This is a genomic window from Actinomyces sp. oral taxon 180 str. F0310 (assembly GCF_000185285.1).
Classification (GTDB): Bacteria; Actinomycetota; Actinomycetes; order Actinomycetales; family Actinomycetaceae; genus Pauljensenia.
Genome location: NZ_GL622194.1, coordinates 2,347,505 through 2,362,486 on the forward strand (window position 1 = coordinate 2,347,505; position 14,982 = coordinate 2,362,486).

Genomic DNA, 14,982 nt, shown 5'->3' on the forward strand with positions numbered 1-14,982 from the left:
GTCAGTCGACCTGTTCGTTGGTCCAGGTGTGCGAGGCCGGCAGGGCCTGGTCGACAACCGAGTGCTCGATCGTGCAGTTGCGCGCGATGGCGGCCTCTGCGCGTCGTAGCAGGTCAGCGACCTCGTCCTCGCTCAGCGCGGACATGTCCTGAACCAGCTCAACGTCCACGTGCGTGAAGCGATCGTTGTCCTCATCGTAGGAGGCGGAAACTCCGACGAACTGCGAGAAATCATCGCCCAGGCGGGCGGCCAGGCGCGCGTCTGAACTCATGGCGTTGCAGCCCGCGATCGCGAGCTTGAGCAGGTCGCCGGGGGAGAACATGCCGGGTCCGTGCCCGACGCGGATCTCGGCGCCGTCCTGGTTGCGGGCGACGTACTGACGCACGCCCGTTCGCTGCATGTACAGGGACTTGGGGGTATCACTCATAGCCTCCATTGTGGGGCCAAAGGGCGTTCCGTGCCCGCCAGGGGAGGCGGTAGGGGCTACTTTTTTCGCACAGCGAAGAGCCTAGCGGTGTTCCTCCAGCCAGGCGGCGGCCAGCTCCTCCTCCCGGTTTGCAACACCGCCCAGGCGAGCAACGGCCTCGCGCTCAATGCGGCCCCCCAGCAGCGGCACGCGCACGGACACCGATCCCACGACCTCGCGCGTGCATCCCCCCTCCGAGGCGGCCAGGGTTGAGGTGGCCTCCACAGACACCGGTGCGCCATCGACGGTCACCGACGAGCGCGAGCGCGCCCTGGCCTCGTCGCTGGCCCATTCCTCCGTGAAGGTCACGCGCAGGGGCGAGGCGACGAAGCGGGCGGCGGCCGCCGGGATCAGCTCGGGCCGACACTCGCCGTCAAGCGTGATGCGCTGGCCCTCCACGCGTATCCGCGCGCTGCCCTCCACCAGGAAGGCGCCGAAACGCCGCTCCAGGTAGGCGGGCGCCAGATACATGGCGACGACCTCGTCGGCCGACGCGGGGTAGGAAATCGACTGCGTAAACTCCACGGGTGTCCTCCATCGAGTGACCGACGCCGAATCGTGGCCCGGCGCTCATTTACAACGTAAGGACCAACTGAGTTGCTCCTCTCCCCTTAGAGTAGAACCATGCGTAGTCTCATGCAGTTAGCTGAAGAAGCATCTTCGACACCGCTGTCGGAGAAGGACATCGATTGGCTGCACCTTCTTCTTGCCGACTGGCAGGTGCTGGCAGACCTGGCGGCCGCCGACCTCGTCCTGTGGCTGCCAGCCGACGACGGCCGCTTCATCGCAGCCGCCCACTGCCGTCCCGCCACGTCGACAACCGTCCACGTCGACGACATCATCGGCCTGCACCTGCCGGCGGCTCGCGAAATCGAATTGCGGCGCGCCATCCAGACCGGGCAGGTCGTTCGCTCTCCCTCCGCGCGCTGGGCGGGAACCTACTCGATGATGGAAACCTGCGTGCCCGTGTGCCACGAGGGGCGCATCATCGCGGTCGTCACGCGCGAAGCGAACCTGTCCAGCCCGCGCCTGTCCCTCGGCTTCGAAGGGTGGACCGTGGCGGCCGCCGACACCCTGTGTCAGATGATGGCGCGCGGCGAGTACCCCTACGACTCGACGCCGCAGGTGACCTCCCACGGAGTGCCGCGAGTCCTGGACGGCGCCCTCCTGATCGATGCCGAGGGGCGGGTCCAGCAGGCCACCCCCAACGCCGTGTCCTGCCTGCGCCGACTCGGAATCCGCTCCCATGTGACCGGGAAGGTGCTCGCCCAGGAGATCACCGAGGTGATCGGGGACGAGTCCCTCATCGAGGAATCGATGGCCGTCGTCGTCATGGGCCGGGCATCCTGGCGAGTGGAGATCACCGCGCGGGCCTCAACCATCACGATGAGGGCACTTCCCCTCGTCAATGGACGCAAGCGCCTGGGCGCCGTCATTCTGACGCGCGACGTGTCCGAGGTGCACCGTCACGAGCAGGAGCTCATGACGAAGGACGCGACGATCCGCGAGATTCACCACCGCGTCAAGAACAACCTGCAGACCGTCTCGGCGCTGCTGCGCCTGCAGTCGCGCCGCTCCTCAGAGGAGCCCGTGAAGGTCGCTCTGGCCGAGGCCGAACGTCGCGTGCAGGCGATCGCCACCGTGCACGCGGCTCTGTCGCAAAACGTTGACGAATCCGTCGACTTCGACGAGGTGGCGCGCACGATCGTGCGCATGGCGGGCGCCATCGCATCCACGGATCACGGGGTTGACGTCGTCACGAAGGGGCGCTTCGGTACGATCTCGGCGGATCAGGCGCAGGCCCTGGCCACGGTCCTCAACGAGTTGGTCGCCAACTCGGTCGAGCACGGACTGGCGGATCGCGACGGGCGCATCGAGGTGTGCGCCCAGCGCGACGGACTCGTCATGACGGTGACAGTCGCCGACGACGGCGTGGGCTTCGTCCCGGGAACCCCGATGAGTGGCCTGGGCACGCAGATCGTTCACCAGATGGTGCGCGGGGAGCTGCGCGGCTCCATCGAGTGGGCTCCCCGGGAAGGGGGAGGGACCCTCGTCACGCTCGTGACGAACTTGGATCCGGCGTAGGAGCGGCGCGTCGGGCATGAACGAGGCCGGGGACCCGTGGGATCCTCGGCCCTGTTCGTTCGTGGCGTGCGCCCGGCTTTTCGTGCCGCCCGCGCCTAGCAGCCGGCGCGGCGAGCGCGGGCCGCGCGGCGCTTGAGGGCACGACGCTCCTCTTCGCTCATCCCGCCCCAGACCCCCGAGTCCTGGTTGTTCTCGATAGCCCACTGCAGGCAGATTCCCTTCACGGTGCACTCGCGGCATACGGCCTTCGCCTGGGCGGCCTGGGTGACGGCGGGGCCCGTGTTCCCGATGGGGAAGAAGAGTTCGGGGTCCACCGTCAGGCATGCAGCCTTGCTGCGCCAGTCCATCATGCGTGCTCCTTGTATCGCCGTTCGCCGTGCTCCGCTGAATCACTTGTCAGTCTCCGATAGGTCATATTAGTCGCGCAAGACGGTGCGAATGCGAAAACGGAGAAGTCACTATGCGTCTTGTCACGCTCGCCGATGGTGCTGGGACTTAGGTATTGGCTGAACGTGTGGTCAGTTGAATGGTTGTAAGGATGCCGTCATCGCAGATCAGACCGGAGGAATTGTCCCATCGTCGGGCGCCGATCGAGAGCGGGTGCCGGGAATTGACATGTGTTAGGGCGCGCACGACGTTGGTCGACGGATTGAGAGCGAGCACGCGGTGGCCGTCCCATCTGGTGATACGAGTCCACGCGGCGTCGGGGATGACGTCGGCAATCCTGGGGGCCGACCACCCCAGGGCAGCGTGTATCCGTTTAGCGATCCGAGTGTCTTCCTCCTGACCGACGATGATCCACGGCCTGTTTTCCGCCCACGCAAGGGGGGCACATTCAGGGCCGATCAGGGCCGGAGACGAGGAATTGCTGACCAAGCGTGCGCTGAGGGCGGGTGAGGGGATCCTCCACGGGAGAGACGCGCCCCCGGCGCACTCGCCGGCGGCCGACAGGCCTGTGGGTATCGCGACGAGGCGAGTGCGCTCCCCAGGGCGAGCCAGGAGCGCCTGGTTGTCTCCGAGCGTTCGCAGGTCCGCGGGGGCAATCCCGGCGTGCAGGGCCTCGTCGGCGTCCCTGGCGCGTACGAACCTCGTCGAAAACGCGCCCAGCGCCGCCCCCGAGGGCGTGAAGCGGCCGGCGTGCGCCGCGACGACAACGACGCCGGCGCGCCTCGCGCGCCCCAGGAGAGACGCCCACAGGGCCTCCGCCTGCGGAGCGGACACGGCGTGGGCGAGGGCAGCACGTAAGGCGGGAACGTCCGTCAGGGCGAGGACGAGGGGACCGTGCCCGCACGCCCCCTCCAGCAGGTCGATGGCGCCGATGTCCTCCTCGCGCAGGTGGGAGGCCGACGACGACGGAGCGTCCTCGCCGATGACGTGCAGCGGGATCTTTGCGTGCTCGGCAATCCGGGAGGCGAGGCAGAGCGCCCAGCGTGAGGCTAGGCCGGCCTCGTGCGCGCTGGCCTGAATCTCGATGCTCCCCCCGTCCCACGGGAGGGGAGAGTGTGCCTCGATCCCCTCAACCAGGCCGAGTCTGACGGTCCGGTGGCCCTTGAGCTGACCGGCCAAGCGGGCAGAAGTCGAGTCCGAGGGAGTGGTTGTGGCGGGCTGGGAGTCGACGTCCTCCCACGTGAGGGCATCCGGCAGGGGAGGAGCCCACAGCGGCTCGGCCGCCGCGGTCGGCCAGGCACGACGACACTCGGAGACGACGGAGGCGATGTCAGGCATGTAGGCCAGCTGGATCGTTCCGACCCCGGAGAGGACGGCCCGTCCCGGAATGCGTGGGAGCGAGGCGGCGCGGGCGTCCTCCAGGATGTCGGTAGAGTCGGCGGCGCTCAGGCACCGCAGGGCCAGCCGTATGTCCATGTTCGCCCGCATCTGGGCGCTGACGGCGCCCGAGGGGCGCTGGGTTGCGGCGATGAGGTGCAGGCCGAGGCTGCGCCCCTGGGCAGCCAGCCGCAAGAGGACTTCCATGGAGGAGGAGTGGGCCTGAGCGAGGGCACGGAACTCGTCGATCGCGACGATGAGCCGGGCGGGTGGAGGCGGAGCGGCGCGCGGATCTTCCTCGTGGGCGCGCTCCCAGGCGGCCAGGTCCGGGAAGTCGAGGTCGCTCAGGCGCCTCTCGCGATCCCGCAGGACGTGGGCGATGCCCTCGAGGGCGCGAGTCGTCGCCCCCGCATCAAGGTCGGTGAGCACGTCCTGTGTGTGGGGCAGCTCCCGCAGGCGCGCGAAGGTCGAGCCTCCCTTGTAGTCGACGAGGATGAAGCGGACGCGCTGGGGCGAATAGGCGTGCGCGATGGCCGCGAGCCACACGAGGAGAGCCTCGGACTTACCCGAACCCGTGCAGCCGGCAACCAGGGCGTGCGGGCCGTCGGAGACCAGGTCCAGGCTCACCGGCCCCTCCTGCGACTGCCCGATCGACACGCCCAGGGTTCCCGTCCGCGCGCGTGCCTCCTCGGCCCTCCAACGAAGAAGAGCAGGGAGATCATCCTGTCTGTCCATTCGCGTCACCGTCCACCACCAGGCCGGGCACACCGGAGCGTCGTCGGTGACGCACACCCGCGCGCACCACGACGGCAGGTCTTCCACGCACGTGGCGTAACCGATGTGAAGGACACCGGTGTCACGTGGGCTTCGCGCGCAGTGCGGGCACTCCTCGCTGGCGCTCACGTGGATGTCGATGCCCGCGTGCCCGAGCAGGACGGGGGCGGAGCTGTTCCACCACACGCGGGCTCCTCCCGCCTGGGCCGCCACCTGGCCGGCGCACCACAGGGCGCATTCGGCGCCGTGGGCGCCCGCGATTCCCACGGACGCGCTCTCCGCCGACGAGGCGCCCTGCCCGCTGGGTGCGAGCACGACCCGACGCGTCAGGCGCGTGGCCTTCCCGGGCCACACGGCCGCGCGCAGCGACGGCGGGACGGATCCTCGCGACGGCAGCGACGCGAGGACGAGGGCGAGGGTCGCCCCGTCCCACCCGAGTCGGCGTCGGTGCGCCCGCCACGCAAGCACCGCCGCCACCGCGAGCACCAGCGCGGCCACGCCCACCGCCATGCGCGCGGCAAGGGGGGACCTGGGAAGCACAGAATGAAACCTCCAGCCCATGAAGGCGACCATGAGTAGCGCCGAGACGACGGGAAGGACTCGCATGAGCGTGGCGGGGCGCGGCGACCCGCCACCCCGGCGGGTGACGCCCGGCCAGGCGAGGTGATGCGGCCTGGGCCGCACCTCGAAGGTGTCCTCTCCCAGGCGGATTCGCGTCCCTGCGACCACGCCCGTGTGTGCGAGGGAGCGTGCCCGTGCGGGGAGGAGCCGGCGGGCGCGTATCGCGGGGGCGCCGGGTGCCCGGCGCAGCAGCGCGCGAGAGTCGCGAGTGGAGAAGGAGGCGTGCTCGCGCGCCACGCTCGGGCACGACAGGGGGACGTCGCCCGCTCGTCCGATCGTCCCGGGGGCGAGGACCAGCCCGATGTCTGGGCCGCCAACGCACGCCAGGTGCAGGCTCGTGCGCAGGGATGCGCGCGCCAGGCAACCACGATCGTTCATGCCTCAACTCTGGACCCGGCCTCGTGCGCGTTCAAACGCCTCCGACGCGCCTGTGGACAAGGCGGCAAGGGGAAAGTCCTCGGTGGACAACTGGCGCGCGCCCTGTGGGCATGGCCACCTCGGGTTCGTCCACCGGAGAGCGCGCCGCCCCTCGGGGCCGCGAAATGCGACAATGGTCCCCATGTCTGACCCCACGTTCGAGACCACCCGGAAACGCTACGACGAGCTCGTCAGGAGCATCGAGGAGGCGCGCGCCGCCTACTACGACCGCGACTCGCCCACCATCTCGGACGCCGACTACGACCGCATGTACCGCGAGCTGGAGGAGATCGAGGAACGCTACCCGCAGCTGCGCGGCGCGGATTCTCCCACGATGAGCGTGGGCGGTAGCGTCGACTCCTCCTTCACCGAGGTCCGCCACCTCGCCCAGATGATGTCCCTCGACGATGTGTTCTCCCTGGAGGAGCTCGCCGGGTGGGAGGCCCGCATTAGCGAGGCGACGGGTATCGTCGACCCGCCCATGACCACCGAGGTCAAGGTTGACGGGCTGTCGATCAACCTCCTGTACGAGGAGGGGCGCCTCGTGCGCGCGGCCACCCGAGGCGACGGCTACGTCGGCGAAGACATCACCGCGAACGCGCGGACAATCGCCTCCATCCCGCAGACGCTGACAGGACCCGTACCCAGGCGCATCGAGGTGCGTGGCGAAGTCTACTTCCCGGTCGCCGACTTCGCAGCCTTCAACGAGGCCCGGGTGGCCGCCGGAGAGAAGGCCTTCGTCAACGCTCGCAACGCGGCCGCTGGTTCACTGCGCCAGAAGGACCCGGCCGAGACCGCCAAGCGCCCCCTGGCGATGGTCGCCCACGGCATCGGCTTCGTCGAGGCAGGGGAGGGGTTCGCCGAACCGACCACCCAGCAGGGCTGGTACGAGCAGCTGCGCGACTGGGGGCTTCCCGTCTCGCCCTACACGCGCCTGCTCACCGGGCGCAAGGCCATCGAGGAGAGGATCGAGCAGATCGGAGCGCAGCGACACAGCCTCGACCACGAGATCGACGGCGTCGTCGTCAAGATCAACGACCTGGCCCTCCAGCGCTCCCTGGGTTCCACCTCGCGCGCCCCCCGCTGGGCAGCCGCCTACAAGTTTCCGCCCGAGGAGGTCCACACGCGCCTGCTCGACATCCGCGTCCAGGTGGGGCGCACCGGACGGGTCACCCCCTACGGTGTCATGGAGTCCGTGCTGGTCGCCGGATCCAACGTCTCGCGCGCCACCTTGCACAACGCCCAGGAGGTCGCCCGCAAGGGCGTCCTCATCGGCGACCTCGTTGTCCTGCGCAAGGCCGGCGACGTGATCCCCGAGATTGTCGCACCCGTCATGGATGCGCGCAACGGTTCGGAGCGGCCCTTCGTCATGCCCTCCGAGTGCCCCTCCTGCGCCACCCCCCTTGTCCAGGAGAAGGAAGGCGACGTTGACCTGCGGTGCCCCAACAAGGGAGCCTGCCCCGCTCAGATCACCGAGCGCCTCGCCCACGTCGGCGCACGCTCCGCACTGGACGTCGAGGGCCTGGGCGACGAGTCCGCCCTGGCCATGACCCAGCCCGAAAACGACCGCGACGAGGTGGCAGCAGCCCTGGTCGCCGGGCGCAGCGTCACCCTGGAGGACGGAACCGTCCTCACCCTCGAGGGCGCGCGCGAGCTGCCCCACGGCGAGCAGATCACCCGCGCCGAGGCTCTCCTGCCCGCCCCGCAGGCTCCCGTCCTGACCAGCGAGGCCGTGCTCTTCGACCTGCGCGCCGAGGACCTGCGCGACGTCATGGTGTGGAAGCCCGTGAAGAACAAGGGCGAGAAAACGGGGGACTGGAGACAGGTTCGCTACTTCTGGACCAAGGCCTACAAGCCCCGAAAGCTGCGCGGACAGACCGTGTACGAGCCGGTCGAGACGAGCGCCTCGAAGGGCACCGAGAAGATGCTCGCCGAGCTGGACAAGGCGAAGAACCAGCCGCTCGCGCGCGTCCTCGTCGCCCTGTCCATCCGACACGTCGGCCCCACGGCCGCGCGAGCGCTCGCGGACGCCTTCCGCTCCATGGACGCCCTGCGGGCCGCCTCCCTCGAGGAACTCTCCGCCGTCGAGGGCGTGGGCGAGGAGATCGGACGCTCCCTGCGCGACTGGTTCACGGTCGACTGGCACCTGGCCGTGCTGGAGGCGTGGGCGCGCGCGGGGGTGCGGATGGCCGACGAGGAGCGTGAAGCTGTCTCCGACGTGCTCGCCGGGCTGACGATCGTGGTCTCCGGCGCCATGCCCGGATACGACCGCGAGGGAGCCAAGGAAGCCATCACGTCCCGCGGCGGCAAGGCGGCGGGCTCGGTCTCGAAGAAGACCTCGCTCGTGGTCGCCGGCCCCGGCGCGGGCTCCAAGGCGGCCAAGGCCGAGGCCCTGGGCGTCCCCGTCATTACTGAGCAGCAATTCGCTGATCTCCTCGAGGGGGGCCTGGCGGGAGTCGGCCTCTAGCGAGGCACGCCCTACACGAGCGGCTCGAAGGGGCCCAGCAGCACCTCGCCGACGCGGGTGAGCATCGAGCGCTCCTCCCACTCCTCGATCGTCAGGCGGCGGGAGGTCGTCAGGTCGTTGGCGAAGATCTCCTCCATGCGCTCGGCCAGCTCGCGCGAGTGGAACTGGAGGCACACCTCGTAGTTGCCGCGCATGGACAGACGATCGATGTTCGCCGTGCCGATCGTGGACCAGCGCCCGTCCACCGTCATCGTCTTGGAATGGATCATCGCGTGGCGGTAGAGCCAGATGCTCACGCCCTCGCGCAGGAGCTCGCCGTAGCAGGGCCGCGCCACCCAGTCCGCCATGATGTGGTTCGAATACTCGGGGATCAGGACTTCCACGCGCACGCCCCGCCGAGCCGCCGCGATCAGGGCAGCCAACACCTCGCGGTCCGGGATGAAGTACGCGGTCGTGATCATCACGTGGTCGGTCGCCCGCTCGATCGCGTCAATGTACATGCCGCGAATCGGGTAGAGCAGGTTGTGGGGAAGATTGAAGTGGGCGGTCACCTCGGCGCTCCACGCCCTGGCCCCCTGGTCGGGCAACGCCGGGCACGTCGCGGGACGGAAGTGATTCCAGAAGTCGACGAACCCGTTCTCCAGCTCCCACACCGCCTCGCCGCTGATCCGAACGTGCGTGTCGCGCCACTCGTTGGCGAAAGGATCACCGATGTTGTAGCCCCCCACGAAGCCGACCTCGCCGTCCACCACCAGGATCTTGCGGTGGTCCTGGCCGGTGCGGCGAATGTTGAGCGTGAACAAGCCCGAACGCAACGTCGGGAAGCGACGCACGTGCAAGTGCCTCATCCGCGGGAAACGATAGAACGCACGATCCTGGTTCAAGACCCCGAAGCCATCCCACACGCAAAAGACCTCAACCCCGCGTGCCGCCGCGTCAATGAGGGCATCCTTGAAGCGCTGCCCCCACCGGTCCGAGCGCCAGATGAAGGTCTCGAAGTAAATGTGATGCTGCGCCCCCGCGATGGCCTCCAACATGTCCTCGTACAGGGAGGTTCCCTCCGTGTACGTGCGCGCCACGGTCTGACCGATCCTCGTGTCCGCGGGGGGAAGCGCGGGGAAACCGTGCACGCCGCCGGGGATGCGGGCCGTGCGCATCCGGTCGATCGCGTGCACCGTGACAATCGCAGCCGCCTGCGCGGCCGCCACCGCGATCCCCACCTTCTTGAGGATCGACCACGTCTGCCTGGTGAGTTGACGTCGCTGTGAAAAGGCCATACGGGTAGGATGCCACACATGTCACGCATTAGTACTGACGAGGTCACCCGCGTCGCGGGCCTGGCCCACATCGCATTGACCGACGAGGAAATCACGCGCTTCGCGGGTGAGCTCGACGCGATTGCCGACGCCGTTTCCAAGGTGTCGGAGGTCGCGACCCCCGACGTGCCCGCCACCTCACACCCGATCCCGCTCACCAACGTGTGGCGCGAGGATGAAGTGGGGCCGACCGTGGACCGAGACGAGGTGCTCGCGCAGGCGCCCGCCGCGCAGGACGGCATGTTCCTGGTGCCGCAGATCCTGGGGGAGGACTGATGAACGACCTGTTGAAGAAGAGCGCCCTCGACCTGGCCGACATGCTCGCCGCCGGGGACATTACCTCGGTCGAGCTGACCCGGGCCTGCCTGGACCGTATCGACGCCATCGACGATCGCGTCCGCGCCTTCATCACCGTCGACCGCGAGGGCGCACTGGCGACCGCCGCCGACGTGGACGCGCGCCGCGCAGCGGGGGAGGACCTGCACCGCCTGGCGGGCGTGCCCATCGCCATCAAAGACAACATCGTGACGCGCGGCCTGCGCACCACCTGCGCCTCGAAGATCCTGGGAGACTGGAAGCCCCCCTACGACGCGACCGTCACCGCCAAGATCAAGGAAGTCGGCCTGCCCATCGTCGGCAAGACCAACATGGACGAGTTCGCCATGGGGTCCTCCACCGAGCACTCCGCCTTCGGCGCGACGAAGAACCCCTGGGACTTAGAGCGCATCCCCGGTGGCTCCGGCGGCGGCTCGGCCGCCGCGGTCGCGGCCTTCATGGTGCCCCTGGCCCTCGGCTCCGACACTGGCGGCTCGATCCGCCAGCCAGCGTTCGTGACCGGAACGGTCGGCGCGAAGCCCACCTACGGTGCTGTGTCGCGTTTCGGCCTGGTGGCCATGGCCTCGTCCCTGGACCAGATCGGCCCCGTCACCCGCACGGTCGCCGACGCAGCCGCCCTCACCGAGCTGATCGGGGGCTTCGACCCCAACGATTCGACCTCCCTGAACGAGCCGGTTCCCGCGCTCACGCAGGCCGTCGAGTCCGTCGCCGCGCAGGGTTCCATGAAGGGCCTGAAGGTCGGCGTCGTCAAGGAGCTGAGCGGCGAGGGCTACCAGAAGGACGTCATCGACGCCTTCAACGCCACCGTCGAGAAGCTGCGCGAGGCCGGTGCCGAGATCGTCCAGGTCTCCTGCCCGCACCTGGAATACTCGCTGGGCGCCTACTACCTGATCATGCCCGCCGAGGTCTCCTCGAACCTGGCCCGCTTCGACGGCATGCGCTACGGAATCCGCGTCGAGCCCACCGAGGGACCCGTCACCGCGGAGCGGGTCATGGCCGCCACCCGCGAGGCGGGATTTGGTGACGAGGTGAAGCGCCGCATCATCCTGGGCACTCACGTGCTCTCCGCCGGCTACTACGACGCCTACTACGGCAGCGCCCAGAAGGTGCGCACGCTCATCCAGCGTGACTTCGACGCCGTCTTCGAGCAGGTCGACGTCCTCGTGTCGCCGACGGCACCCGAAACGGCCTTCAAGTTCGGCGAGAAGACCTCCGACCCCCTGGCCATGTACCTCTACGACGTTGCCACGATCCCCGCCAACCTCGCGGGAATCCCCGGCGTGAACGTCCCCAACGCTGTGTCGTCGCAGGGCTTGCCGATCGGATTCCAGGTTCTCGCCCCGGCGCGCGGCGACCTGGTCATGTACAAGGTGGCGTCCCTCGTGGAGGCCCTCAGCTCCGACGTCGCGGGTCAGTGCCCCGCAGCTACCTGGGAGGAAAAGTGATGAGTGAGCTCATGGATTACGACGAGGCCGCCCGCCGCTTCGACCCGGTTCTCGGCATCGAGGTGCACGTCGAGCTGGGAACGGCGACCAAGATGTTCGATGCTGCCCCCAACGCCTTCGGCGGTGACCCGAACACGTACGTGACCCCCGTGTCGCTGGGCCTGCCCGGCTCGCTGCCGGTCGTGAACCGCAAGGCCGTCGAGTACGCCATCAAGATCGGCCTGGCGCTGAACTGCGAGATCGCGCAGTACTGTCGCTTCGCGCGCAAGAACTACTTCTACCCGGACCTGACGAAGGCCTTTCAGACCTCCCAGTCGGATGAGCCGATCGCTCACGATGGCTACGTGGACGTCGAACTGGAGGACGGCACCATGTTCCGCGTCGACATCGAGCGCGCACACATGGAGGAGGACGCGGGCAAGAACACGCACATCGGCGGCGCGGACGGGCGTATTCAGGGCGCGGATCACTCGCTCGTAGACTACAACCGTGCGGGCGTTCCCCTGGTTGAGATCGTCACCCGCCCGATCGAAGGGGCCGGCGAGCGCGCCCCCGAGGTGGCCGCCGCCTACGTGCAGGCCCTGCGCGACATCTTCCGGGCGCTCGACGTGTCCGAGGCTCGCATGGAGCGCGGGAACGTGCGCGCGGATATCAACGTGTCGCTGCGTCCCACGCCCGACTCTCCGCTGGGCACGCGCACGGAGACGAAGAACGTGAACTCCTTCCGCGGGATCGCCTCGGCCGTCCGCTACGAGATGCAGCGGCAGGCCAAGATCCTGTCCGAGGGCGGGCACATCCTGCAGGAGACCCGCCACTACCACGAGGATGACGGCTCCACGTCCTCGGGCCGCGAGAAGTCCGACTCCGAGGACTACCGCTACTTCCCCGAGCCCGACCTGGTGCCGATCCGTCCCGATCGGGCGTGGGTCGAGGAGCTGCGCGCCTCCCTGCCCGAGCTCCCCGTGGCCAAGCGGCGCCGCCTGCGCGCCGAGTGGGGATACGCGGACATGGAGATGCGCGACGTCATCAACGCCGGCGCGCTCGAACTCATCGAGGCCACCGTCGGCGCCGGATGCGATCCCGCCTCCGCGCGCAAGTGGTGGATGGGTGAGATCTCGCGCCGCGCCAAGGAACGCGAGGTCTCCCTGGACGAGGCCGGGGTCAGCCCCGAGCAGGTCGCGCAGCTGCAGGGGCTCATCGATTCGGGTCGCATCAACGACAAGCTGGCGCGTCAGGCCCTCGAAGGGGTCCTCGCGGGTGAAGGTGACCCGGCGCAGGTCGTCGAGGCCCGAGGCCTTGAGGTCGTTTCCGACGACGGTGCACTCACCGCCGCCGTCCAGGAGGCCCTGGACGCCAACCCCGACATCGTTGAGAAGATCAAGGGTGGCAAGGTCCAGGCGGCCGGCGCCCTGGTGGGTGCGGTCATGAAGGCGACTCGCGGGCAGGCTGACGCGGCCCGCGTACGCGAGCTGATCATGGAGATGGTCGGCGCCTGAGGCGACGCCTGCTTGTGCCGGGGGCTGGGATCTCGTAGATCCCAGCCCCCGGCCGTCAGTGCCCGCCCAGCAGGCGGGAAGTGGTCGCCTTCGCACGCGAAGGGTCGCAGGGGAACGGGCCTTGGCCTCCTCGGTGTGGAGTCTCGTGTCCACGTTGTGGCCTTCCCCTGTCGGGTGGGGCCGAAAGATACCTAGGATGAGCGCTTGAGGATAGCCGGACCGAGGGGGTCGGGCGCCCGAAGAAAGGACAACCATGCGCACTTCGCCGTCGTACACCGCCTCCTACCGCATCGAGGTGGACGAGAAGACGACATCCATCGCCTCGATCGTTGACGTGGTTTCCGCAACCGGAGCGGAGATCAAGGGCCTGGATGTGGCCGACTCGGACCGCGGGCGCATCATCATCGATCTCACGTGCGACATGCGCGATTCCGAGCACCGCCGCGAGGTCCGCGACGCAATCAACACCCTGCCGGGCGTCAGCTCCGAGTCCGTGGCAGACCAGACGTTCATGAGTCACATCGGGGGGAAGGTTGAGATTCACTCGAAGGTGCCGCTGCGCAACCGAGACGACCTGTCGCGCGCCTACACGCCGGGCGTGGCGCGCGTGTGCACCGCGATCCACGACATGCCCCAGAAGGCGCACCTGCTGACCATGAAGGCCAACACGGTCGCGGTTGTCTCCGACGGAACCGCCGTCCTCGGCCTGGGAGACATCGGACCGGAGGCCGCCCTGCCCGTCATGGAAGGCAAGGCGGTCCTCTTCAAGGAGTTCGGAGGCGTGGACGCCTGGCCTGTCGTCCTGGACACGAAGGACACCGAGGAGATCATCTCTATCGTCAAGGCCATCGCCCCGGCCTACGGCGGCATCAACCTTGAGGACATCTCCGCACCCCGCTGTTTCGAAATTGAGGAGCGCCTGCGCGCCGAGCTCGACATCCCCGTCTTCCACGACGACCAGCACGGGACGGCAATCGTCGTGCTCTCGGCGCTCATCAACGCGCTCAAGCTTGTGGGCAAGAAGATCGAAGACGTGCGCATCGTCGTCTCTGGGGTGGGAGCCGCCGGCAACGCTATCATCCGGCTTCTCCTTGCTCAGGGCGCGCGCGACATCATCGGGTGCGGACGCAACGGCGCGCTGTCGGGCGACGACACCGACGGCATGCATCCGTCGCGTCGCGCACTGGCCGAGGCGACGAACCCCCGGCACGTCCACGGCTCCCTCAAGGAGGTCCTGGCGGGCGCGGACGTGTTCATCGGCGTGTCCTCGGGCAACATCCTGGAACCCGCAGACATTGCGACAATGGCGCCGGACGCGGTCGTGTTTGCGTTGGCGAATCCCACCCCCGAGGTCGATCCGATTGGCGCGGGCAAGCACGCCGCCGTCGTTGCTACCGGGCGCAGCGACTACCCGAACCAGATCAACAACGTCCTGGCCTTCCCCGGCCTCTTCCGCGGTCTCCTCGACGCCAAGGTCAAGGAGATCACGACGGAGGTCCTGCGCGTCGCCGCCGTGGCGATCGCCTCCGTCATCTCCGACGACGAACTGTCGCCGTCGTACATCATTCCCGGTGCCTTCGACAAGCGCGTTGCCCCTGCCGTGTCCAAGGCCGTTCGTCGCGCCGTGCGCGACCTGCCCACCGTCGACATCCCGGTGCAGCCCGACATGGATGTGAACTGAGAGTCATTTTGACCCAAAAACGGGCCCGGCCGTGCGCGAGGCGTGCGGCCGGGCCCGCGTTTTTCCTGCCGAGGCAGCGGGAACGACATGATGTCGAGAGCGACTTTTCGTTGT

11 protein-coding genes are annotated in these 14,982 nt (G+C 68.6%); 6 read left to right on the forward strand and 5 right to left on the reverse strand.

Features of this window, described 5'->3' with window-relative positions; all coding sequences use genetic code 11:
• Position 1 precedes the first annotated feature (1 nt).
• Positions 2-427: an OsmC family protein gene (locus tag HMPREF9006_RS10010; protein WP_034231804.1), complete on the reverse strand. Its 426-nt coding sequence runs from the start codon at positions 425-427 to the stop codon at positions 2-4.
• Between the two features lie 81 nt (positions 428-508).
• Positions 509-991: a DUF2505 domain-containing protein gene (locus HMPREF9006_RS10015; RefSeq protein ID WP_009213494.1), complete on the reverse strand. Its 483-nt coding sequence runs from the start codon at positions 989-991 to the stop codon at positions 509-511.
• A 99-nt stretch (positions 992-1,090) separates the two neighbouring features.
• On the opposite strand from HMPREF9006_RS10015, the gene HMPREF9006_RS10020 reads away from it, so the two are divergent.
• A complete protein-coding gene (locus HMPREF9006_RS10020; protein ID WP_034231806.1) occupies positions 1,091-2,551 on the forward strand; it encodes a sensor histidine kinase in 1,461 nt (486 codons plus the stop codon).
• A gap of 95 nt (positions 2,552-2,646) precedes the next feature.
• Here the strand turns inward: HMPREF9006_RS10020 and HMPREF9006_RS10025 are convergent, their stop codons facing one another.
• Together HMPREF9006_RS10025 and HMPREF9006_RS10030 are read right to left on the reverse strand one after the other, a co-directional pair.
• Positions 2,647-2,898: a WhiB family transcriptional regulator gene (locus tag HMPREF9006_RS10025; protein WP_034232444.1), complete on the reverse strand. Its 252-nt coding sequence runs from the start codon at positions 2,896-2,898 to the stop codon at positions 2,647-2,649.
• A 148-nt stretch (positions 2,899-3,046) separates the two neighbouring features.
• Positions 3,047-6,088, reverse strand: coding sequence for an FtsK/SpoIIIE domain-containing protein (locus tag HMPREF9006_RS10030; protein ID WP_009213497.1), 3,042 nt, complete (start codon positions 6,086-6,088; stop codon positions 3,047-3,049).
• A gap of 172 nt (positions 6,089-6,260) precedes the next feature.
• On the opposite strand from HMPREF9006_RS10030, the gene ligA reads away from it, so the two are divergent.
• Complete coding sequence (ligA, locus tag HMPREF9006_RS10035; protein ID WP_009213498.1) at positions 6,261-8,594, forward strand: NAD-dependent DNA ligase LigA; 2,334 nt, start codon at positions 6,261-6,263, stop codon at positions 8,592-8,594.
• Between the two features lie 11 nt (positions 8,595-8,605).
• Here the strand turns inward: ligA and HMPREF9006_RS10040 are convergent, their stop codons facing one another.
• Entirely contained in the window at positions 8,606-9,871 is a 1,266-nt protein-coding gene (locus HMPREF9006_RS10040; protein ID WP_009213499.1) for a phospholipase D-like domain-containing protein, read from the reverse strand.
• 18 nt (positions 9,872-9,889) lie between these two features.
• Between HMPREF9006_RS10040 and gatC the strand changes: the two genes are divergently transcribed.
• The 4 genes from gatC (at position 9,890) to HMPREF9006_RS10060 (ending at position 14,868) form a co-directional block, all read left to right on the forward strand.
• Positions 9,890-10,186, forward strand: a complete 297-nt coding sequence (gene gatC / locus HMPREF9006_RS10045; protein WP_009213500.1) for an Asp-tRNA(Asn)/Glu-tRNA(Gln) amidotransferase subunit GatC — start codon at positions 9,890-9,892, stop codon at positions 10,184-10,186.
• Complete coding sequence (gene gatA, locus HMPREF9006_RS10050; RefSeq protein ID WP_009213501.1) at positions 10,186-11,691, forward strand: Asp-tRNA(Asn)/Glu-tRNA(Gln) amidotransferase subunit GatA; 1,506 nt, start codon at positions 10,186-10,188, stop codon at positions 11,689-11,691. The genes gatC and gatA overlap by 1 nt, the downstream gene beginning before the upstream one ends.
• On the forward strand, positions 11,691-13,187 hold the full coding sequence (gene gatB, locus HMPREF9006_RS10055) for an Asp-tRNA(Asn)/Glu-tRNA(Gln) amidotransferase subunit GatB (protein WP_009213502.1): 1,497 nt from the start codon (positions 11,691-11,693) through the stop codon (positions 13,185-13,187). Before gatA ends, gatB begins: the two co-directional genes overlap by 1 nt.
• 253 nt (positions 13,188-13,440) lie before the next feature.
• Positions 13,441-14,868, forward strand: coding sequence for an NAD-dependent malic enzyme (locus HMPREF9006_RS10060; protein ID WP_009213503.1), 1,428 nt, complete (start codon positions 13,441-13,443; stop codon positions 14,866-14,868).
• The last annotated feature ends 114 nt before the right edge of the window (positions 14,869-14,982 follow it).